14 protein-coding genes and 1 pseudogene are annotated in these 20,627 nt (G+C 70.4%); 3 read left to right on the forward strand and 12 right to left on the reverse strand.

Annotation, left to right across the window (positions count from 1 at the left end; all coding sequences use genetic code 11):
- Nucleotides 1-19 precede the first annotated feature (19 nt).
- Genes EJC51_RS40265 through EJC51_RS40275 form a run of 3 tightly spaced genes read right to left on the reverse strand, consistent with a single transcriptional unit; the run spans nucleotide 20 to nucleotide 2,349 of the window.
- Nucleotides 20-784, reverse strand: coding sequence for a crotonase/enoyl-CoA hydratase family protein (locus tag EJC51_RS40265; protein ID WP_126275599.1), 765 nt, complete (start codon nucleotides 782-784; stop codon nucleotides 20-22).
- A gap of 35 nt (nucleotides 785-819) precedes the next feature.
- Nucleotides 820-1,278, reverse strand: a complete 459-nt coding sequence (locus tag EJC51_RS40270) for a YxiG-like protein (protein WP_126275600.1) — start codon at nucleotides 1,276-1,278, stop codon at nucleotides 820-822.
- 39 nt (nucleotides 1,279-1,317) lie between these two features.
- Nucleotides 1,318-2,349: a lysylphosphatidylglycerol synthase transmembrane domain-containing protein gene (locus EJC51_RS40275; RefSeq protein WP_126275601.1), complete on the reverse strand. Its 1,032-nt coding sequence runs from the start codon at nucleotides 2,347-2,349 to the stop codon at nucleotides 1,318-1,320.
- A 111-nt stretch (nucleotides 2,350-2,460) separates the two neighbouring features.
- Between EJC51_RS40275 and EJC51_RS40280 the strand changes: the two genes are divergently transcribed.
- Nucleotides 2,461-4,386: an ABC transporter ATP-binding protein gene (locus EJC51_RS40280; RefSeq protein ID WP_126277317.1), complete on the forward strand. Its 1,926-nt coding sequence runs from the start codon at nucleotides 2,461-2,463 to the stop codon at nucleotides 4,384-4,386.
- Between the two features lie 103 nt (nucleotides 4,387-4,489).
- On the forward strand, nucleotides 4,490-8,353 hold the full coding sequence (locus EJC51_RS40285; protein ID WP_126275602.1) for a glycoside hydrolase family 2 TIM barrel-domain containing protein: 3,864 nt from the start codon (nucleotides 4,490-4,492) through the stop codon (nucleotides 8,351-8,353).
- Here the strand turns inward: EJC51_RS40285 and EJC51_RS40290 are convergent.
- The 8 genes and pseudogenes from EJC51_RS40290 to EJC51_RS40325 all read right to left on the reverse strand — a co-directional run bounded on the left by EJC51_RS40290 (nucleotide 8,307) and on the right by EJC51_RS40325 (nucleotide 16,032).
- Complete coding sequence (locus tag EJC51_RS40290; RefSeq protein ID WP_126275603.1) at nucleotides 8,307-9,323, reverse strand: aldo/keto reductase; 1,017 nt, start codon at nucleotides 9,321-9,323, stop codon at nucleotides 8,307-8,309. The two genes, EJC51_RS40285 and EJC51_RS40290, sit on opposite strands and share 47 nt — an antisense overlap.
- 67 nt (nucleotides 9,324-9,390) lie before the next feature.
- Nucleotides 9,391-9,549, reverse strand: a pseudogene (locus EJC51_RS40295) (alcohol dehydrogenase catalytic domain-containing protein); the annotation flags it as partial.
- Nucleotides 9,546-10,454 carry an amidohydrolase family protein gene (locus tag EJC51_RS40300; protein ID WP_126275604.1) on the reverse strand — a complete coding sequence of 303 codons (909 nt, stop codon included), beginning with the start codon at nucleotides 10,452-10,454 and terminating at the stop codon, nucleotides 9,546-9,548. The gene EJC51_RS40300 and the pseudogene EJC51_RS40295, both read right to left, overlap by 4 nt.
- 18 nt (nucleotides 10,455-10,472) lie before the next feature.
- On the reverse strand, nucleotides 10,473-10,820 hold the full coding sequence (locus tag EJC51_RS40305; RefSeq protein WP_126275605.1) for an L-rhamnose mutarotase: 348 nt from the start codon (nucleotides 10,818-10,820) through the stop codon (nucleotides 10,473-10,475).
- Complete coding sequence (locus tag EJC51_RS40310) at nucleotides 10,817-12,796, reverse strand: DUF8034 domain-containing protein (protein ID WP_126275606.1); 1,980 nt, start codon at nucleotides 12,794-12,796, stop codon at nucleotides 10,817-10,819. The genes EJC51_RS40305 and EJC51_RS40310 overlap by 4 nt, the downstream gene beginning before the upstream one ends.
- An 8-nt stretch (nucleotides 12,797-12,804) precedes the next feature.
- Entirely contained in the window at nucleotides 12,805-13,659 is an 855-nt protein-coding gene (locus tag EJC51_RS40315; protein WP_126277318.1) for a carbohydrate ABC transporter permease, read from the reverse strand.
- Between the two features lie 97 nt (nucleotides 13,660-13,756).
- Nucleotides 13,757-14,671 (reverse strand): carbohydrate ABC transporter permease, encoded by a 915-nt coding sequence (locus tag EJC51_RS40320; protein WP_126275607.1) that lies wholly within the window; start codon nucleotides 14,669-14,671, stop codon nucleotides 13,757-13,759.
- Nucleotides 14,668-16,032 carry an ABC transporter substrate-binding protein gene (locus tag EJC51_RS40325; RefSeq protein WP_126275608.1) on the reverse strand — a complete coding sequence of 455 codons (1,365 nt, stop codon included), beginning with the start codon at nucleotides 16,030-16,032 and terminating at the stop codon, nucleotides 14,668-14,670. Before EJC51_RS40325 ends, EJC51_RS40320 begins: the two co-directional genes overlap by 4 nt.
- 306 nt (nucleotides 16,033-16,338) lie before the next feature.
- Between EJC51_RS40325 and EJC51_RS40330 the strand changes: the two genes are divergently transcribed.
- Nucleotides 16,339-17,100 carry a FadR/GntR family transcriptional regulator gene (locus EJC51_RS40330; protein WP_126275609.1) on the forward strand — a complete coding sequence of 254 codons (762 nt, stop codon included), beginning with the start codon at nucleotides 16,339-16,341 and terminating at the stop codon, nucleotides 17,098-17,100.
- 97 nt (nucleotides 17,101-17,197) lie between these two features.
- Here the strand turns inward: EJC51_RS40330 and icmF are convergent, their stop codons facing one another.
- The gene (icmF, locus tag EJC51_RS40335) at nucleotides 17,198-20,425 is read right to left on the reverse strand and encodes a fused isobutyryl-CoA mutase/GTPase IcmF (RefSeq protein WP_126275610.1); all 3,228 of its coding nucleotides are present in this window, start codon (nucleotides 20,423-20,425) and stop codon (nucleotides 17,198-17,200) included.
- Nucleotides 20,426-20,627: the final 202 nt, after the last annotated feature.

Below are 20,627 nucleotides of genomic sequence, written 5' to 3' on the forward strand. Positions count from 1 at the left end.
GTCCAGGCCGGCGCCGAGGTCATGCGTCCTTGAACGAACCGTGCCGCCCCGCCCCGGACGCGAACCGGGCCGCGCCCTCCAGGCTCTGGGTCAACACGCCCCTGCCATGGCCGAGTTCGCCGCGCAGGGCGGCCGGTTCGTCCAGGCCCTCCTGATCCAGCACGGACGCCCGGTCGGCCCGCAGGCACGCCTGCGGGAAGGCGGCGAGCTCGGCGGCCAGTTCCTCGGCGGCGGTGCGGGCGGTGCCGGTGGGGACGACACGGTTGGCGAGGCCGAACTCGTAGGCCTCGGGGGCCGGTACCGGACGTCCCGTGAGGATCATGTCCAGGGCGCGGCTGGTGCCGATCAGCCGGGGGAGCCGTACCGTACCGCCGTCGATCAGCGGAACGCCCCAGCGGCGGCAGAAGACACCGAACACGGCGTCCTCCTCGGCGACCCGCAGATCGCACCACAGTGCCAGCTCCAGACCGCCCGCCACCGCGTGCCCGGCGACCGCCGCGATCACCGGCTTGGACAGCCGCAGCCGGGTGGGGCCCATCGGGCCGTCGCCGTCCTCCGTCACCTGGTTGCCGCGCTCGGTGCCGAGGGCCTTGAGGTCGGCACCCGCGCAGAACGTGCCGCCCTCGCCCCACAGCACCGCCACCCGCGCCGCCTCGTCCGCCTCGAACTCGCGGAAGGCGGCGACGAGTTCGGCGGCGGTCGGACCGTCGACCGCGTTGCGGGCCTCGGGGCGGGACAGGACGACCGTGGTGACGGGTCCCTTGCGTTCGGTCCGGACGGACATCGTGGGCCTCCTGACGGCGACGGGCCCGGCCGAGGCTACTTCTCCCAGTCCCCCGGCAGTTCGGTGATCTCCAGATCGGAGAAGACCAGGGAGAGGTCATGCGCGTTCAGCTCGATACGCACCGCGTGGAAGTCGATCCCCAGCTCCCGGGCCCATCGGTGCGCGGTGTCCGACGTGGGCAGCACCCGAATCCTCTCCACGTTCTGCCACTTCACACCCCAGACGTAGCCGTCGAGACCCTCGGCCGTTCCGTGGTCGATGAGGCGGTCGTCCAGCGACTCCTTCCACAGCCAGGGCTCCAGGGACGTCTCGCACCGCGCCTCCACGCAGTACCGGAACAGATAGCGCAGATGAGCCGGCGGGATGCCCGTGCGCGGATCGGCCGTCATGTGGACGACGACCTCGTAGTCCCGCATGTAGTCGGTGTAGCCGTGGTGCACGAGGGCGCGGTCCTCGATCTGGTCGAGGACCTCGGAGAGAGCGGTGATGTCCATGCGGCCGTTGTACCGCAGACGATCTTCGGGCGCGGTCGATCAGATGATCTTCAGCCGCACGAGGGCCCCCAGCGTCAGCGCCCCCGGCAGCAGCGGCAGCCACACGGTGATGATCCGGTAGGCCAGCACCACCGCCGTCGCCACCGCCGCCGGTCCGCCCGCCGCGACCAGCGCCACGACCAGCGCCGCCTCCACCGAGCCCAGCCCGCCCGGTGTCGGCACCAGGGCGACCGCGACCGTCGCCGCCAGGTACGCCACCGCCATGTGCAGCGGCGGCACCGGCAGCCCCAGCGCCTGCCCCACCGCGGCCAGCCCCGCCGCCTGGAGCGCGGGAAAGGCCAACGACCCGCCCCACAGCGCCAGCGCCCGGCACGGCCGGGTGTGCACCTCGCGCAGCTCGCCGAGCGCGGTCCGCAGGAACGCCGTCACGGTCGTCCGTACCCGACGTACGAGGACGAGCACCACGGCCGCCACCAGCAGCACCGCCCCCAGCGCGGGCAGCAGCGCGCCGACCGCCTGCTCGGGAAGGAGTGAACCGAGGCTCAGCGCGTCGGGGAACGTCAGCAGCAGCACGGCCAGCAGACCCAGCCGGCCGATCGACTCCGCGAGCAGATACAGCGCGAGGGCGGCGGAGGAGCGGGCGAGCGGCACCCCGCACACCGTCATGAACCGCAGGTTGACCGCGCTCGCGCCGAGCCCCGTCGGCAGCAGATGGTTGGCGGCACCGGCCGCGAACTGCGTGGCGAGCAACCGCCGCTTCGGCAGCCGCTCCACCACCGCGCCCTGCCGGGTACAGGCCGCGGCGACCCACGTCAGACACGTGGCACAGACCGCGACCAGCAGCCACGGCCACTCGGCGGACCGCAGATGACCGAAGCCCTCGGCGAGCACCGAGCGGTGCTGCACGGCGACCACGGAGACGAGCAGCAGCGGCAGCAGACACAGGATCTGCCGGACTCTGCGACCGGGAAGGGGGAGGGGGACGCGGCGGGGACTCACGTCCGGAGAGGTTTTCCGCGCCGCACCAACTGCGGGTTGCGGCAGGGGGGACGGGGCATTGCTGACGGTCATCGGATCCTTCGGGGAGCGGGACGCGGCGGGGGAGGGGGACGTACGGGGAGAGATTCTTTCGGGAACGTTGACCTCAACAACGCTTGAGGTCCTACGTTCGCTCCCATGAGCATGGAAACCACAGCCTGGACCCAGCTGCACAGCGTGATGAACGCGCAGACGGAGAGCCGCCCCTTCGCCCGCGCGACGCTGCGCCGCATCGGCGCGTTCGCCCGCCCGCACCGCACCCGCATCGCCCAGTTCGTGGTGCTCGGGGTGGCCACCGCGCTGCTCGCCGTCGCCACCCCGGTCCTCGCCGGCCATGTCGTGGACGCGATCGTGACGGGCGACGACGAGGGCACCGTCGTCCGGCTGGCCCTGTTCATAGCGCTCATCGCGGTCGCCGAAGCGGCCCTGGGCATCCTCGGACGACGGCTGTCGGCCACGCTCGGGGAGGGACTCATCCTCGATCTGCGGACGGCTGTGTTCGATCATGTGCAGCGCATGCCGGTCGCGTTCTTCACACGGACACGTACGGGAGCACTGGTCTCCCGACTCAACAACGACGTCATCGGGGCGCAGCGGGCGTTCAGCAACACCCTCTCCGGAGTGGTGAGCAACCTGGTCACCCTGCTGCTGACGCTCGCCGTCATGCTCACCCTGTCCTGGCAGATCACCCTGCTCGCGCTCGCCCTGCTGCCGGTCTTCGTGATCCCGGCCCGCCGCATGGGCAGCCGGATGGCCCGCATGCAGCGCGAGGCGGCCGCTCTGAACGCGGCGATGGGCACCCGCATGACCGAGCGCTTCTCCGCGCCCGGCGCCACCCTGGTCAAGCTGTTCGGCCGCCCGGAGCAGGAGTCCGAGGAGTTCGCGGCCCGGGCGCGGCGGGTGGCGGACATCGGCGTGCGCACGGCGACCGCCCAGTCCGTCTTCATCACCGCCCTCACCCTGGTCTCCGCCCTCGCCCTCGCGCTCGTCTACGGCCTCGGCGGCTGGTTCGCCCTGCGCGGCACCCTGGAACCGGGCGCCGTCGTCTCCCTCGCCCTGCTGCTGACCCGGCTCTACGCCCCGCTCACCGCCCTCGCCGGCGCCCGCGTCGAGGTCATGAGCGCGCTGGTCAGCTTCGAGCGGGTCTTCGAGGTGCTCGACCTGAAGCCGCTCATCGAGGAGAAGCCGGACGCCCGCGAGCTCGGGGACGGCCCGGTCGCGGTCGAGTTCGACGACGTCCGCTTCGGCTACCCGTCCGCCGACAAGGTCTCCCTGGCCTCCCTGGAGGAGGTCGCCTCGCTCGACACCCGCGGCGGCGAAGAGGTCCTCAAGGGCATCTCCTTCCGCGCCGAACCCGGCCAGACCGTCGCCCTCGTCGGCTCCTCCGGCGCCGGCAAGTCGACCATCGCGCAGTTGCTGCCGCGCCTGTACGACGTCGACGAGGGCGCCGTGCGCGTGGGCGAGGAGGACATCCGCGACATGACCGCCCGCTCCCTGCGCGCGACGATCGGCATGGTCACCCAGGACGGCCACCTCTTCCACGACACGGTCCGCGCCAACCTGCTGCTGGCCCGCCCCACCGCGACCGAGGACGACCTGTGGGACGCCCTGCGCCGCTCGCGCCTCGACGCTCTCGTACGGTCCCTGCCCGACGGCCTCGACACCGTGGTCGGCGAGCGTGGCTACCGCCTCTCCGGCGGCGAACGCCAACGCATGACCATCGCCCGGCTGTTGCTGGCCCGCCAGCGTGTCGTGATCCTCGACGAGGCCACCGCCCACCTCGACAACACCTCGGAGGCGGCGGTGCAGGAGGCGCTGACGGAGGCGCTGGAGGGCAGGACCGCGATCGTCATCGCCCACCGGCTCTCCACGATCCGCGCGGCCGACCAGATCCTCGTCGTCGAGGCCGGGCAGATCGTCGAACGCGGCACGCACGACGAGCTGCTGGCGGCCGGCGGACGCTACGCCGAGCTGCACCGGACCCAGTTCGAGGAACGGGATTCGGCCAAGGTCGGCCATGACAACGATCAGAAGGACACAAAGCTCGACAGCATCATTGCCACCATCTGACTCACAACCTAGTGTGCGTTCGGTTTCCCAACATCACCGAACAGGATCTGACGCTCCCTCAAAGCCGCACGGTCACCCGGCCGTAGTGAGGAAGGCAACGGTCATGTCGCACACTTCCGAGTCCCCCGCCTGGGCGCCCGTCAGCCGCCGCCGGCTCCTGGAGGGCGGGGCCGCCCTCGTCGGCGCCCTGGCCCTCCCCTCCTGGACCGCCGGCACGGCCCGTGCCGCCGCCGAGTCCCCCGAGTGGAACGGCCGCATCGACGTCTTCCGGCTCGGCACCCAGCCGCCCCACACCACCCTGATGCCGTACGCGACCCTCGGCCAGGCGCTCGCCGCCGACCGCACCGACTCGCCGTACCGGCTGAGCCTCGACGGCACGTGGAAGTTCGCCTACGCCGAGCGCCCCGACGACCGCGACCCCGACTTCTACGCCACCGGCGTCGACGACAGCGACTGGGACACCATCCCGGTCCCGTCCGTCTGGCAGAAGCACGGCTACGACCGCCCGATCTACGTCAACATCACCTACCCCTACTGGGGCCCCAACGGCCTGGGCGAGGAGCCGCAGCCGCCCGCCGCGCCGACCCGCTACAACCCCGTCGGCCAGTACAGAAGAACCTTCACCGTGCCCCGCGGCTGGTCCGGGCGGCGCACCTTCCTGCACTTCGAGGGCGTGAAGTCGGCCCACTACGTGTGGATCAACGGCGAACTCGTCGGCTACCACGAGGACTCCTTCACCCCCGCCGAGTACGACATCACCGACCACCTCAGGCCCGGTACCAACCAGATCGCCGTCGAGGTCTACCGCTACTCCGACGGCGACTGGCTGGAGGATCAGGACATGATCCGGCTGAGCGGCATCTTCCGCTCGGTCCACCTCTACTCGACGCCGTCCGTGCACCTGCGCGACTTCAAGCTGGACACCCCGCTGAGCGACGACTACCGCGCGGCCCGCCTGTCGGTGACCGCGAGCGTCCGCGCCTACGCGGCGGGCCACGCCGGTGCCTACACCGTCGAGACCCAGCTGTACGACGCCGACGGCCACCCCGTCTGGTCCCGGCCGCTCCAGCAGTCCGCCGACGTGAAGGCGGTCGGCGAGGACGCGACCGTACAGGCGGCGAGAGCCGTGCCCGAGCCGCGCCTCTGGTCGGCCGAACACCCGTACCTCTACACGGCGGTGCTGCGGCTGCGCGACCCTTCGGGCCAGGTCACCGAGACGCTCTCCCACCGGGTCGGACTGCGTGAGTTCGCGCTCAAGGACGGCCTGATGCGCATCAACGGACGGCCGGTGTCGTTCCGCGGCACCAACCGCCACGAGATGCACCCCGACCGCGGCACCGCCCTCACCCGCGCCGACATGATCCGGGACATGAAGATCATCAAGCGGATGAACATGAACTCGGTCCGCACCTCGCACTACCCCAACAACCCGCAGTGGTACGAACTCGCCGACGAGTACGGCCTCTACCTCGTCGACGAGACCAACCTGGAGACCCACGGCATCCGCGGCGAGTACCCCGGCAACCACGCCGACTGGTCCGCCGCCTGCGTCGCCCGCGCCCAGAACATGGTCCACCGCGACAAGAACCACGCCTCGGTCGTCATCTGGTCCCTCGGCAACGAGGCGGGCGCCGGCAGCACGTTCGTCGCCATGCACGACTGGATCAAGTCCTACGACACGACCCGCGTCGTGCAGTACGAGGGCGACGACAGCCCGGGCGTCAGCGACATCCGCTCCGAGATGTACGAGAGCCCCGCCCGCGTCGAGGCCCGCGCCAAGGACACCGCGGACACCCGGCCGTACGTCATGATCGAGTACTGCCACGCGATGGGGAACTCCAACGGCAACTTCAAGAAGTACTGGGACGTGATCCGCGCTCACGACGTCCTCCAGGGCGGCTGGATCTGGGACTTCGTGGACCAGTCCCTGTACTGGCCGACGCCCGCGCGACAGCGGTTCACCGAGGAAGGCCCCGGCGCGATACGCGGCGAACTCATCGCCCCCAGCGGCTCGTTCGACCGGGCCAAGGGTCTCTCCGGTGGCACGGTCTTCGCCCGCGACGACCGCCTCGACCTCACCGGCTCCCTCACCCTGGAAGCCTGGTTCACCCCGCAGGTGCTCGGCTACCACCAGCCGATCATCGCCAAGGGCGACACCCAGTACGCCCTGAAGCAGAACGGCCGCAACCTGGAGTTCTTCATCTACGGCGGCGGACAGTGGGTGTCCACCAGTTGGGCCCTGCCGAGCGACTGGACGGGCGGCGAACACCACGTCGCCGGAGTCTTCGACGCGGAGGCCGGCACCCTGACCCTGTCCGTCGACGGCACGGTCCGGGCCACCCGCACCACCACACGACGGCCCAGCAGCAACACCGCGCCGCTCGCCCTCGCCACCGACGTCGACAACATCACCCGCGAGTTCAGCGGCACCATCCGCAGGGCGCGGGTCTACGCCCGGGCCCTGAGCGCCGCCGAGTTGGCCTCCGACAGCCGGGGCCCCGGTGACGAGGGCGTCCGGTTCTGGTTCGACGCGGCGAGCGTCGGCCTCACGGCCCAACGCCCGCGCGAGAAGACCTTCCTGGCGTACGGCGGCGACTGGGGCGACAACCCCAACGACGGCAACTTCGTGGCCGACGGCATCATCACCGCCGACCGGGGCCACACCGGCAAGGCGGCGGAGATCAAGCGGATCTACCAGGCGATCAACGCCACCGGCGACGCGGCCTCGGTGACCCTGACCAACGAGTACCTGTTCACCAACCTCCGTGAATTCTCCGGGAGTTGGACGCTCGTGGCGGACGGCGAGCCGGTCCGGCGCGGCAGGCTGACGCGCGACCAGCTGGACGTCGCCCCCCTGTCCAGCAAGGAGATCACCGTCCCCGTACGGCTGCCGGCCGACCCGGCGCCCGGCACGGAGTACTTCCTGGAGCTGTCCTTCACCACCAAGGAACGCACGCCGTGGGCCGGGCCCGGCTTCGAGGTGGCCAAGGTCCAACTCCCGCTCGACGCGGGCAGCCCCGCCGTCACCCCCGTACCGCTCGACGACGTCCCGACGCTGACCTACGACGACGGCGCCACGGCCGTCACCGTCACCGGCGCCGACTTCGCCGTCACCGTCGACAAGAAGACCGGCATCATCACGTCGTACAAGGCCCGCGGCAGCCGGCTCATCGCCTCCGGTCCCGTCCCCAACTTCTGGCGGGCGCCCACCGACAACGACCACGGCAACGGCCAGCACACCCGCAACCAGACCTGGCGCGACGCGGGCGCCCGCCGCAAGGTCACCGACGTGACCGTGACCGCCGTACGGGACAGGGCGGTCAGGATCAAGGTCGGCGGCACGCTGCCCACGACCACGGAATCGACGTACACGACCACCTACACGGTCTTCGGCAACGGAGAGATCAAGGTCGACAACACCCTGCACCCGGGGGCGAGTTCACTGCCGTACATACCGGAGATCGGCACGCTCCTGTTCCTCCCCGGCCGGCTGGACCGCATCCACTACTACGGCCGGGGCCCCGAGGAGAACCACTGGGACCGCAACGACGGCACCGACGTCGGCCTCTACTCCGGCCCCGTCGCCGACCAGTGGACCTCCTATATCCGCCCGCAGGAGAACGGCAACAAGACCGACGTCCGCTGGGCCGCCCTCACCGGCCGGGACGGCACCGGCCTGCTGGTGAGCGGCGAGCCGCTGCTGGAGGTCAACGCCTCCCACTTCACCCCGGAGGACCTCTCGGTCGGCGCCCGCCACGACTACCAGCTCACCCCGCGCGAGGAGGTCGTCCTGCGGGTGAACCACCGGCAGATGGGAGTCGGCGGCGACGACAGCTGGGGCGCCCACACGCACGACGAGTACAAGCTCTTCGCCGACCGCGACTACACCTACACCTACCGGCTGCGCCCGATCACGGACGTCACCGCGGCGACGGAGCTGTCCCGGCGGCCGACGGCGGCGGAGTGACGTCAGCCCTGATCAGGCCCTGTTCACGCAGCTCCGCCCAGAGGCCGTCGGGGACGGCCCGAGCGTGCAGTCCGACATTGCGCCGGACCTGTTCCGCGGTGCGCATGCCCAGGGTGACGTTGACGACGGCGGGGTGGGCGAAGGGGAAGGCGATGGCGGCGGCCGGCAGGGTGGTGCCGTGCCGCTCGCAGACCTCGGCGATGGCCCGGGCCCGCCGCACCAGGTCGGTCGGGGCGTTCCGGTAGTCGTACTTCATGCCCTCGGCGGGCCGGTCCTGGGAGAGCAGGCCGGAGTTGAAGACACCGACCGCGACGACGCTCTTGCCCGTTTCCCGTGCGGCGGGCAGGACGTCGTCGAGGGCGGACTGGTCGAGCAGTGTGTAGCGGCCGGCCAGCATCACCACGTCGGCGGCGGTCTCGCGCAGGAAGCGGGCGAGCATGGCGGACTGGTTCATGCCGGCGCCGATCGCTCCGATCACGCCCTGGTCGCGCAGGTCGGCCAGGGCGGGCATGGCCTCGTCGGCGGCCTGCCGCCAGTGCTCGTCGGGGTCGTGGAGGTAGACGACGTCGACGCGGTCCAGGCCGGTGCGCTCCAGCGTCTCCTCCAGGGAGCGCAGTACGCCGTCACGGCTGAAGTCCCACTGCCGGCGCAGGTCGTCCCGCACGACGAACCCCTGGTCGTCGACGCCCCGCGGGTGCTCGTTGGGGACGAGGAGGCGGCCCACCTTGGACGAGACGACGTACTCGTCGCGGGGCCGGTCGCGCAGGGCGGCGCCGAGCCGGCGTTCGGAGAGGCCGAGGCCGTAGTGGGGTGCGGTGTCGAAGTAGCGGACGCCCGCGTCCCAGGCGGCGTCGACGGCGGCCGCCGCGTCCTGCGGCTCGGTCACCCGGTAGAGGTTGCCGATCACCGAGGCGCCGAAGCCGAGTTCGGTGATCTCGACGGGGGTGTGAGGGATCTTCCGGCGGTGCAAGAGAGGCTCCTGAGAGGGTCGTTCAGCATCGGACGTGGGCCGAGCCGCCGGCGAAGGCGCCACCGGAGCCGGGCCCTCGTACGACACGGCCGGCCATCTCGTGCCCCGGGATGGCGGGCGCGGCGACCCGGGCGTCCATGTCGCCGTGGAAGATGTGCAGGTCGGTCCCGCAGATACCCACGTAGGCGGGGGCCGGCTCCACCTCGCCGGGGCCCGGCGGGGTCACGTCGTCGTGCGGGTCGTCGTGTCGCTCGCTCCGGCGGCGGAGGCCAGGCCGTAGAACGCGGTGGCGGTGCCGGCGAGGAGCGCGTGGACGTCGCTGTCGCTCCAGCCGGTGACCAGTTCGTCCACGGTGGCGGCCCACCGGTTCCAGCCGCCCGCCAGGTTGGCGACCGGCCAGTCCGAGCCGAACATCAGCCGCTCGGGGCCGAAGGCGGAGACCAGGACGTCCCAGACGGGGCGGAGGTCGGCGTTGGTCCAGCGGGTGTGGTCGGCCTCGGTGATCAGCCCGGAGGCCTTGCACACCACGTGCGGGTGTGCGGCCAGCCGCCGGATCCGGCGTTCCCACTCCGCGAAGTCCTGCCGGGCGATGTCCGGCTTGCCCGCGTGGTCGAGTACCTGGGGCAGGTCGGGGAAGCGCTCCGCGAGCCGGACCGCCTGATCGAGCTGATGGGCGCGCACGAGCACGTCGTAGCGCAGTCCGCGATCGCGGGCCGCCCCCAACCCGCGTTCCACATCGGGTCGTTGCAGCCAGTCGGGGTCGGTCTCGCCCTGGACCAGGTGGCGCAGGGAGCGCAGATACCGGCCGCCCGGCCCGGCGAGGAGCTTGTCGAGCACGTCACCGACCGCCGGGGAGGTCAGGTCGGTCCAGCCGACCACGGCCTGGATCAGCGGCTCCCGCTCGGCGAGCGCGAGCAGGTCCTCGGTCTCGGGCACGTCCGCGATGCACTGGACGACCACCGTGCCGTGCAGCCGGCGGCCCGCGACGGGGTGGGTGGCGGTGGAGCGGAGGTCCTCGGGGGTGAAGGTGCGGCGGATCGACGCCACGGCGGGGTCGTCGAGCCAGGGTTGCGCGCGTTGGGAGAGATCCCAGAGGTGGTGGTGGGCGTCGATCAGCAAGGGTGTGTTCACAAGGGTATCCACGTCGGCTCAGGCGGTGGTGTCGTCGCTGGGCGGGCTCAGGTGCCAGATCTCGGGGAGCTCGCTCCACTGGCGGCCCTCGCCCCGGTCCGGGAAGGGTTCCTGGCACGGGTCGGTGAGCTTCCACCAGCGCTGGGTCTCGGGGTCGTCCTCGATGGACGCCATGTCCGCCTCGAAGTCCTCGCCGTGGTACTCCATGTAGGCGAACAGCACGTCACCGTGGAGGAAGATGCTGTAGTTGCGGATGTTCGCCCGGCGCAGGGCGGCTTCCACGCCGGGCCACACGGCGGAGTGCAGCCGGAGGTACTCCTCGCGGTGCTCGGGCCGGAGCCTGATGGTCTGGGCGATGCGCTTCATGCCGATTCCCCTGTCGTGTCACGGGAGTTGGACGCGTCGAACGGTGTGCGGTAACTGGGTCTGCGGGTCCGCAGCCCCAGCCTCAGGGTGAGCCGGATGCGCGTGGAGGCGGGCAGCCGGACCGTCAGATACGGTCCGTTGTAGGGGACTTCGGCCTCGGATACCACCGGCTCGGTGTGACCGTAGTCGTACATGTCCCCGATCCAGCCGTCGTCCTCGCAGGTCGTGTGGCGGACGCCGGTGATGGTGTGCTCGGCGAACGCGCCGGCCTGGACGATGACCGTGTGGTCCGTCTCGGGGGCGAGGTTCACCAGTTCGACGGTGGTCGCCTCGGGGTCTATGGAGGTGACCAGGGCGGCGACGTCCGCGGGGAGGCCCGCCCGGCGGGCGTCCGCGTCGTGGTAGCGCAGCCGCGCCTGCTGAAGGCCGCCGTTGTAGAGCACCTGGGGACCGCCCCAGGTCAGCTGGACGAGGGCCTCGGTGGCCACCGGGTTGCTCTGCTGCCAGACGTGGATGTCGGCCTCGGGCACGTCCAGGTCGCGGTAGCGGTCGATGCGCCGCAGCCGGTGGCGGATCTGGGCCTGGGCGGTCGCGAGGATCCGCTCGGGGTAGCCGGGGTCCTCGCCGGCGAGGAAGGCGTACCACGCCTTCTCGTGACCGGACTCCTCCTTGGCGCGGAACGGCCGCACCGTGCGCCAGTCGACGCCGTCGGCCTCGCGCAGCCGCTCCAGGCGGGCGCGGTCGGCGTCCGAGGAGGTGTGGTGCCACAGGGCCACCGGCACGGGGGGCGTGGCCGGGTTGTAGTCGAACCAGCCCGAGTCGTTGTGCCGGAACGGCAGATGGAGCGTGGGCGTGTCCCGGTCCGGGCCGAGTTCGACCGCCCACTTGGAGGGCAGGCTGGAGTCGGCCTCCGAGTGGGGCATGACCTTGCCGCGGTCGATGAGGGCGTCGAGCGAGCTCGTGACCAGGGAGAGGTGGTCGTCGTCCCCGGTGACCGTCGCCGCCGCGAGCGCCGCCACGCAGGCCGCGTGACCGACGCTGTGCCAGCCGTGCGGCCAGGACCAGCCGTAGTGGCCGCCGTACCAGCGGCCCTCCAGCAGGCTGCCGACGACGCCGTCCGGTCCGACGTTGTCCGGCAGGAGACCGCCGTTCGCCTCGGTGCGGCGGCGCCAGGCGCTGACGTACTCGACGATCCAGTCCCGGTAGCGCTCCTCGCCGGTCAGGATCCAGGCGTTGAGGACCAGTCCGGCCGCGGCGAGGTTGAGCGCGGTGTCGCCGACGCCCATCCGGTCCCGCATCTGGTCGCCGAGCCGCGGGTCCGCCGAGAGCGGGTACGGACCGTCCTGGGCCTCGGGGAGCCAGTCGAGCGGGTAGCCGTAGGTCTCGGCCTCCTTGGGCAGCCACGGGTACACGTCACCGTCGAACAGGCCGGTGCGCTCGGGGTCGCTGCCGTTGTGCGGGCGGGTGATGATGCGGTGCTCGGGGTCGTAGTTGCCCTTGGCGGGGTCGACGTACAACTCGGCGAAGCGCAGCGCGCGTTCGGCCCACCGGTCGGGGGCGGCCATGCACAGGAAGTAGAGCAGCAGCAGGCTCTCGCCCTGGTGGAACCAGTCGTAGCCGCGCTCGTACTCGTCACGCAGCATGTCCAGTTCGGTCAGCTGCCTGGTGACGCCCTCCCAGTGCCTCTCGCTGGCGGGCAGCAGGTCGTCGGCGCCGCCGAGGAGGTAGAGCTGGGGCCAGTTGAAGAAGACCTCGTAGAAATCGTCCACACCGTCGCGGGTGGTCAGTCGCCTGGTGTAGTTCAGGCGTCCGTCCGGGCCGGTGAAGTCGCGGGCGAAGCGCCGCCAGGCGTGGTCGAGCAGGTCGAACAGGGCGCGCTGGGCGACGGCCCAGCCAGGGGGTTCGAGCAATGGGACCGTGGCCTGGACCTCGGGTGTCGAGTCGCCGGAGGCGTCGGGGTGCGGGCTGAAGGGCATGAGAGCGGTTACTCCTTGGTGGCGCCGGCGAGCATTCCGCTGACCAGGAAGCGCTGGGCGAACAGGAACACGACGAGGACGGGGGTGATGGCGACCAGCGTCGCCAGTGCCAGCTGCGGGCGTTCGATCGCGAGGGTGCCGACGGTCGGGTTGAACGAGGGCACATTGCTGAGGAGACTGCCGACGCCCACCTGGATCGGCATCTGGTCGCTCTCGGGGAGCATCACGTACGGCAGGAAGTAGTTCGTCCAGTTGGCGACGAAGCTGAAGAACCCGACCAGCGCGATGACGGGCGTCGCCAGCGGCAGCGCCACATGACGGAAGACGCCGAACTCGGAGCAGCCGTCGATCCGCGCCGCGGCCAGGAGGTCCTTGGGCACGGCGGTGGTGAAGTAGATGTACGTCAGGTACACGCCGAACGGGTAGAACGAGTACGGCAGGATGATCGACCACATCGTGCCGATCAGATGCACCGCGTTGATCTCCAGGAACAGCGGCACCACCAGCGTGGCGTTCGGCATCAGCATCACGACGAGGGTCGCGATCAGCAGTGTGTGCCGGCCGCGGAACTCGGTCATCGCCAGCGCGTAGCCGGCCGGGACGGCCAGGCACAGGGTGATGACGAGGGAGATCGCCGCGTAGACGGCCGAGTTGCGCAGCCACAGCAGGACGGCGTCGTCCTGGAAGGCGGTGAGCGCGTGCCAGTTGGCCTTGAGCGCGTGCCAGGACCCGAAGGACAGCGGGTTGTCGTGGACGAGCTGCTGGTCGGTCTTGGTCGCCGCGAGCAGCAGCCAGACCACCGGCAGCACGAAGAACACCACGAAGACGGTGAGCACCGAGCCCGCCAGCAGCCGGGAGGCCACGTTCCGCGGGGGCCGGCGGCGTTGCCGCGCTTCACCGTGCCGGGTTCGGCTCGGCACGTGCGCACCCGGGGCGGTGAGAGGGGGAGTGGGGCGGGTCTCAGTCGGCATCGAAGAACCCCGATCGTGCGACGAAGACACCGGCGACCGACAGGCTGACGACCAGCAGCTCCACCGAGACCGCGGCGGCGCCGTTGATGTTGTTCATCTGGAAGGCGAAGTCGTACGTCAGCTGGTTGAGCGAGTAGTCGCGGCCGGCCACTCCGGTGCTGGCGAGGGAGAGCAGCTGCGGCTCGACGAAGAGCTGGGCGCCGCCCGCGAAGGCCAGGATCACCATGTAGACGATCCACTTGCGGAGCATGGGGATCTGCACCCGCCAGGCGGTCTGCCAGCCGTTCGCGCCGTCGATGCGCGCGGCCTCCATGACGTCCTTGGGGATGTTGTTGAGCGCGCCGTACATGACGACGATCCAGCCGCCCGCGCCGGTCCAGAACGCGATGATCGTGAACAGCAGCGCCAGGTTCCCGGGGGCGATGACCTCGCCGAAGGTGTGGAAGCCCAGCGTCTCCAGCAGGGAGCTGACCGGGCTGACCGTCGGGTCGAGCATGAACAGCCACACCAGGACGCTCGCGGCGCCCGCGAGGGCTCCGGGGATGTAGTAGAGGAAGCGCAGTGCCTGGCTGACCGGCCCGGCGGACAGCCGGTGCAGGAGCAGCGCCAGGACCACCACGAACACCACGAGGGACAACAGCCAGAAGACCAGGTACAGGGCCACATGGCCCAGGGAGTCGACGAAGCGGAAGTCCTGTGCCGTGGTGACGAAGTTGGAGAACCCGGTGAACGTGCCTCCGGCGTCGGTGAACGCGAAGTAGATCGCGTAACAGGTCGGAAGGACGCCGAAGGCGAGCAGCAGCAGTGTGTAGCCGGCGACGAATGCCACGCCGGCCCGACTCTGCCGGGAGGTGCCGCGAGGGCGCCCCCGGGCGGAGTCGGCCGAGGAGTGCGTGAGGGTCACTGGGAGACCTTGTATCCGTTGGACTTGGCGTACTTGACGATCGAGTCCTGCCAGGCGGGCAGCAGGGATTCGATGGTCTTGCCCTGCGTCAGGCCGGGCTTGACGGTGGCGGCCCAGATCGCCTCCTGGCTGAACTGGCCCGAGCCCCACTCGGACCACACCTGCGAGGAGGCGTCCTTGAGGGCCGTGAGGTCACTGGCGTAGTACCCGGAGGCGGCCTGAGCCTTCAGCCAGTTCTCGGCGGCGGGCGCGTACGCCGGGAAGCCGGGGGCCTTCTCGCCCTGGTAGGCGTTGTCGGTGGTCACCCACTTCAGGAAGTCGGTGGCCGCCTTGATGTGGGCGGAGTGCTTGGACAGCAGCCAGGTGCCGCCGCCGACGTTGCCGGTGGACGGCGAGCTGTCCCCCTGCCACTGCGGTATGGGCGCCACCGCGATCTGCTTGGCCGGGGTCTTGAGGCCGTCCTTGAACACCGCGCCGCCGTACCAGGCCGGGCCGGGCATCAGCAGCACCTTGTCGGCCTTGTTCTTGGCGAAGTCGGTGCTGAAGACGCCGGTGATCGACATGGACTTGTTCTTGATCAGTACGTCCAACAGCTTGGCCATCTTGGTGCAGGCCTCGCTGGTGGTGTTCACCGACACGGCCTTGGGGCCGGTGATGTGGTTGGCGCCGCACTTGCTCGCCCACAGATAGATCTCGGGGGTGAAGGAGTCGCCCGCGTCGCCCACGAGGTAGCCGGGGTGCTCCTTGGCGACCTTCTCGCCGAGCGCCTGGTACTCCTCCCAGGTCGTCGGGACCGCGTAGCCGAACTTCTTCAGCAGCGGCGCGTTGTACCAGAGCACCGCCTGGGAGAGGTCGTTGCGCAGGCAGTACAGGGTGCCGTCGACCGTGCAGACGTCGTTGGCGCCCTTGGCGAACCCGCCGAGGGTCGCCTGCGGGATCAGGCCCTTGTTCAGCGGGGCCGCGAAGCCCGCGTCGACGGCCCAGCTCGCCTCGTTGTTCTGGGAGCTGAAGACGACGTCCGGCCAGCCCTTGCCCGTGCGGTTGAACAACTGGACCTTCGTCTGGAGGTAGTTGGACCCGTTGGCGTCGCCGTCGTAGCTGACGATGTCCATCTTCACGCCCGGGTGCGACGCCTTGTACAGCTTCGCGGCGTCCATGCGGGTCGCGTCCACCCAGACGGTGAACGCCCCGTCGTTCTGGGCGGCTTGGGCGAATCCGTCCTTGTTGGTCGTGCCGCCGGTCCCGCCGCCGCCACACGCGGTCATGGTGAACAGCACCGTGGCGGCACAGCCGGCCAGCAACGCGGCACGTCTCCTGCTGGTCCCTGTCTCCCGGGCGACCGAAGGCCTGTAGACGGACATGTGCGACTCCACTCGGTTTGCGTGAGGCTGACGGCTCTGTCATTGCCGCTGCGGATGAAATTAGCCGCCACATCGAAGGGCGCGTCAAGGGGTGTGTACGGCTTTTTTCAGAGTCCAGCGGGTGCGTCAGGGCTGCTCCCGTGGCGGCTTAACCTGGGTAAATACGAATGAAAGGTGGCAAGTTGCCCGAACGTCGTGATCAAGCTCGGGAGAAATGAGTACGACTCATACTGGCCTGAGGTACGATGAGCACCGGCTTCAAACCTGATCAGCCACCTTCGTCGCAGTCACCCGGAGGCAGGACATATGAACGACACGCCCGCCGTGCCAGCAGTGGTGAACGGCGCGGACGAGCGGCGCGACTACCGGCCCGGATACGAGATCGTGGCGGAGCGGATCCTCGAGTTCATCGCGGAGTCGCGCCTGGTCCCCGGCGACCGGATGCCCACGGAGAACGACCTGGCCCAGCAGCTGGACACCAGTCGAGCGGTGGTCCGCGAAGCGGTGAAGATCCTCTCGGCGCTCGGCCGGGTCCGGGCGCACAAGGGACGCGGACTGTTCGTCGCGGACGACGAGGGCATGCTGATCACCAGCCGCTGGGGCGGCTTCTTCCGGCCCGTCGACCTCGACCACGTGCTCATGCTGTTCGAGTTCCGCAGGGTGCAGGAGATGGCCGCCGCCAGACTCGCGGCCACCCGGGCCACGCCCGCCGAACTGCGCGCCATCGAGGTCGCCATGCAGCAGTGCCGGCACGGGTACGTCCATGGTGACGTCGACGTCTTCAACCAGGCCGACGACGACTTCCACGCGGCGCTGGCCGCGGCCTCCCACAACACCTTCCTCGGCAGCGCGGTGCGCGACGCCCGCCGGCTCCAGCGCCAGTCCAGCGCGATCGGCATTCACGACAGCTTCAATGAGGGGACCGCGGCGGCGGTGGAGGAGCACGAGGCGATCTACCGGGCCATTCGCGACGGCCGGCCGGACGAGGCCGCGGAGGCCACGGCCGTCCACCTCGACCGGACCCTGGAGGACTACCGGCGGGAGATCCAGCGGCGCCTGTTCGGCTGACCGCGGACCGGCACATCGGCGGCGGCCGGCCGACGGCTCCCAGCCGGCCGACGGCTCCCAGCCGGGTGACGGTGTCCGTCTGTTGTCCGGTCCCTGGTCAGACGTTGCGGCGGTACTGGCCGCCGACCTCGAAGAACGCCTCGGTGATCTGCTGAAGCGAGCAGACGCGGGCGGCGTCCATGAGTACGGCGAAGACGTTCTCCCCGCTGACCGCCGCTTCCTTGAGGGCGGTCAGGGCGGCGTGGGCGCCCTCGTGGTGGCGGGCCTGGAAGTCCCGCACGCGCTCCAGCTGGGACTGCTTCTCCTCCTCGGTGGCGCGGGCGAGTTCGACGACGGCCGGCTCGGCGGTGTCGGCGTGCGGGCTGCGGAAGGTGTTGACGCCGATGAGGGGCAGAGTGCCGTCGTGCTTGCGCTGCTCGTAGAGCATCGACTCGTCCTGGATACGGCCGCGCTGGTAGCCGGTCTCCATGGCGCCGAGCACACCGCCGCGTTCGCTGATCCGCTCGAACTCGGTGAGGACGGCCTCCTCCACGAGGTCGGTGAGCTCGTCGATGACGAACGAGCCCTGGAGGGGGTTCTCGTTCATCGCCAGGCCCCACTCGCGGTTGATGATGAGCTGGATGGCCAGGGCGCGGCGCACGGAGTCCTCGGTGGGGGTGGTGACCGCCTCGTCGTAGGCGTTGGTGTGCAGGCTGTTGCAGTTGTCGTAGATCGCGATGAGCGCCTGGAGCGTGGTGCGGATGTCGTTGAAGTCCATCTCCTGGGCGTGCAGGGACCGGCCCGAGGTCTGGACGTGGTACTTCAGCTTCTGGGAGCGGTCGTTCGCGCCGTACTTCTCCTTCATCGCCACCGCCCAGATCCGGCGGGCGACCCGGCCGAGCACCGAGTACTCGGGGTCCATGCCGTTGGAGAAGAAGAACGACAGGTTGGGGGCGAAGTCGTCGATGTGCATGCCCCGGGCGAGGTAGGCCTCGACGTAGGTGAAGCCGTTGGCCAGGGTGAAGGCGAGCTGGCTGATGGGGTTCGCGCCGGCCTCGGCGATGTGGTAGCCGGAGATGGACACCGAGTAGAAGTTGCGGACCTGGTGGGCGATGAACCACTCCTGGATGTCGGCCATCATCCGCAGGCTGAACTCGGTGGAGAACAGGCAGGTGTTCTGGCCCTGGTCCTCCTTGAGGATGTCCGCCTGCACCGTGCCGCGCACGGTGGCGAGTGCGTGGGCGCGCAGTTCGGCCGCCTCCTCGGGCGACGGGTCCCGGCCCTCCGTGGTGCGGAACCTCTCGATCTGCTGGTCGATCGCGGTGTGGAGGAAGAACGCCAGGAGGGTCGGCGCGGGTCCGTTGATGGTCATGGAGACCGAGGTCGTCGGCGCGACGAGGTCGAAGCCGTCGTAGAGCGCCTTCATGTCCTCCAAGGTGGCCACCGAGACACCGGAGGTGCCGACCTTGCCGTAGATGTCGGGGCGTTCGTCGGGGTCGCGGCCGTAGAGGGTGACGGAGTCGAAGGCGGTGGACAGCCGGGTGGCCGGCTGGCCCTCGGAGAGCATCTTGAAGCGGCGGTTGGTGCGGAACGGGTCACCCTCGCCGGCGAACATCCGTGCCGGGTCCTCGCCGTCGCGTTTGAAGGGGAAGACCCCGGCCGTGAAGGGGAAACGGCCCGGCAGGTTCTCGGCGCGCCAGAAGCGCACCAGTTCGCCGTGGTCGGTGAAGCGAGGCAGGGCGACGCGGGGGATCCGGTTGCCGGACAGGGACTCGCGGGTGAGCCGGGTGCGGATCTCCTTGTCGCGGATCGTCACGACCTGCTCGTCGCCGGAGTAGGAGGCGACGACAGCGGGCCAGTGGTCGATCTGTTCCCGCACGTCGAGCGGGAGCCGCTTGTGGGCGTCGTCGAGCAGTGCCTGAACGTTCCCGGCGTCGGAGCCCGCCGCGACGAGCTCGCCCTTGACGGCCTCCAGGCGCTGCACGCGCCGGGCAGCCTCGGCCAGCCGCCCGGTCTCCGCGTGGTACGCGCGGACGGTGTCGGTGATCTCGGCGAGGTAGCGCACCCGGTCCGCGGGAACCACCTGCCGGATGCCCGAGGAGTGGCGCACGTCGACCGGTGCCAGCGCGCCCTCGACGAGCGGCAGCCCCTTCTCGGCCAGGGCGGTCCGCAGATGCTGGTAGAGCGCGGTCACGCCGTCGTCGTTGAAGGTCGCCGCCGAGGTGCCGTACACCGGCATGTCCTCGGGCCGCATGCCGAACGCCTCGCGGTTGCGGACCAGTTGGCGGCCCACGTCGCGCAGCGCGTCCTTGGCGCCGCGCCGCTCGAACTTGTTGATCGCCACGACGTCGGCGAAGTCGAGCATGTCGATCTTCTCCAGCTGTGAGGCGGCGCCGAACTCCGGCGTCATCACGTACAGCGAGGTGTCGACGAACGGCACGATCGCCGCGTCACCCTGGCCGATGCCCGGCGTCTCGACGATCACCAGGTCGAACCCGGCGGCCTTCACCACGTCGATCACCTCGGACAGGTGCCCGGGCAGCTCGTGGCTGCCGCGGGTGGCCAGGCTCCGGAAGAACACCCGGTCCCCGTCCAGGGAGTTCATCCGGATCCGGTCACCCAGCAGGGCGCCACCGCCACGGCGGCGCGTCGGGTCGACCGCGATCACCGCGATCCGCAGTTTCTCCTGCTGGTCGACGCGGAACCGGCGCACCAGTTCGTCGGTCAGCGAGGACTTGCCCGAGCCGCCGGTGCCGGTGATTCCGAGCACCGGTACGACCCGGTCCGCGGCGGCGCGCAGCCGCTCCAGGAATCCCGTGGGCAGCTTGCCGAGTTCGGCGCCGGTGATGGCGCGGGCGATCGCGAACCGGTCACCGGCGAGCACGGCGGCCGGATCGGCCGGCCCGCCGTCCCAGAGGTCGAAGTCGCAGTCCCGCACCACCGAGTTGACCATCCCGGCGAGGCCCAACCGCTGCCCGTCCTCCGGGGAGAAGATGGTCACCCCGCTCCCGCGCAGCCGGGCGATCTCGTCGGGCACGATGACGCCGCCTCCGCCGCCCACCACCCGGATGTGCCCCGCTCCCCGTGAGCGCAGCGACTCGACCAGGTACTCGAAGTACTCGACGTGCCCGCCCTGGTAGGAGGAGACCGCCACGCCGTGCGCGTCCTCCTCCAGCGCCGCGTCGACGATCTCCCGCACCGACCGGTTGTGTCCGAGGTGGATCACCTCGGCGCCCTGGGACTGGAAGATGCGCCGCATGATGTTGATCGAGGCGTCGTGCCCGTCGAACAGCGCCGAAGCGGTGACCAGGCGGACGGGGTGCACGGGTCGATGCAGAGCGCTCATGGGGGCCTTCCCGGGCGGGGCGGAGAGGAGCGGGACGAAAGAATACTAGGACGTCCTAGTAAATCACTGGAAGTGGCGGCCGTCACAGCAGGTGCCGTCAGGAGTCGGTGTGAGCCCCGGAACACCTGGGGACGGCTGACCGGGCACGCGAATGGCTGTACGCTCCGGAGAACGCCCTTGACCTGCAAAAAGCGGGCAGGGA

Origin of the sequence: Streptomyces aquilus, from assembly GCF_003955715.1 — a bacterium.
GTDB lineage: Bacteria > Actinomycetota > Actinomycetes > Streptomycetales > Streptomycetaceae > Streptomyces > Streptomyces aquilus.

What these genes read in the sequence shown, in the direction of transcription:
- EJC51_RS40275 (WP_126275601.1), bottom strand. Translation starts at nt 2,349, where the DNA reads ATGACCGTCAGCAATGCCCCGTCCCCCCTGCCGCAACCCGCAGTTGGT.
- EJC51_RS40305 (WP_126275605.1), bottom strand. Translation starts at nt 10,820, where the DNA reads ATGAAGCGCATCGCCCAGACCATCAGGCTCCGGCCCGAGCACCGCGAG.
- EJC51_RS40325 (WP_126275608.1), bottom strand. Translation starts at nt 16,032, where the DNA reads ATGTCCGTCTACAGGCCTTCGGTCGCCCGGGAGACAGGGACCAGCAGG.
- EJC51_RS40310 (WP_126275606.1), bottom strand. Translation starts at nt 12,796, where the DNA reads ATGCCCTTCAGCCCGCACCCCGACGCCTCCGGCGACTCGACACCCGAG.
- icmF (WP_126275610.1), bottom strand. Translation starts at nt 20,425, where the DNA reads ATGAGCGCTCTGCATCGACCCGTGCACCCCGTCCGCCTGGTCACCGCT.
- EJC51_RS40285 (WP_126275602.1), top strand. Translation starts at nt 4,490, where the DNA reads ATGTCGCACACTTCCGAGTCCCCCGCCTGGGCGCCCGTCAGCCGCCGC.
- EJC51_RS40270 (WP_126275600.1), bottom strand. Translation starts at nt 1,278, where the DNA reads ATGGACATCACCGCTCTCTCCGAGGTCCTCGACCAGATCGAGGACCGC.
- EJC51_RS40330 (WP_126275609.1), top strand. Translation starts at nt 16,339, where the DNA reads ATGAACGACACGCCCGCCGTGCCAGCAGTGGTGAACGGCGCGGACGAG.
- EJC51_RS40265 (WP_126275599.1), bottom strand. Translation starts at nt 784, where the DNA reads ATGTCCGTCCGGACCGAACGCAAGGGACCCGTCACCACGGTCGTCCTG.
- EJC51_RS40280 (WP_126277317.1), top strand. Translation starts at nt 2,461, where the DNA reads ATGGAAACCACAGCCTGGACCCAGCTGCACAGCGTGATGAACGCGCAG.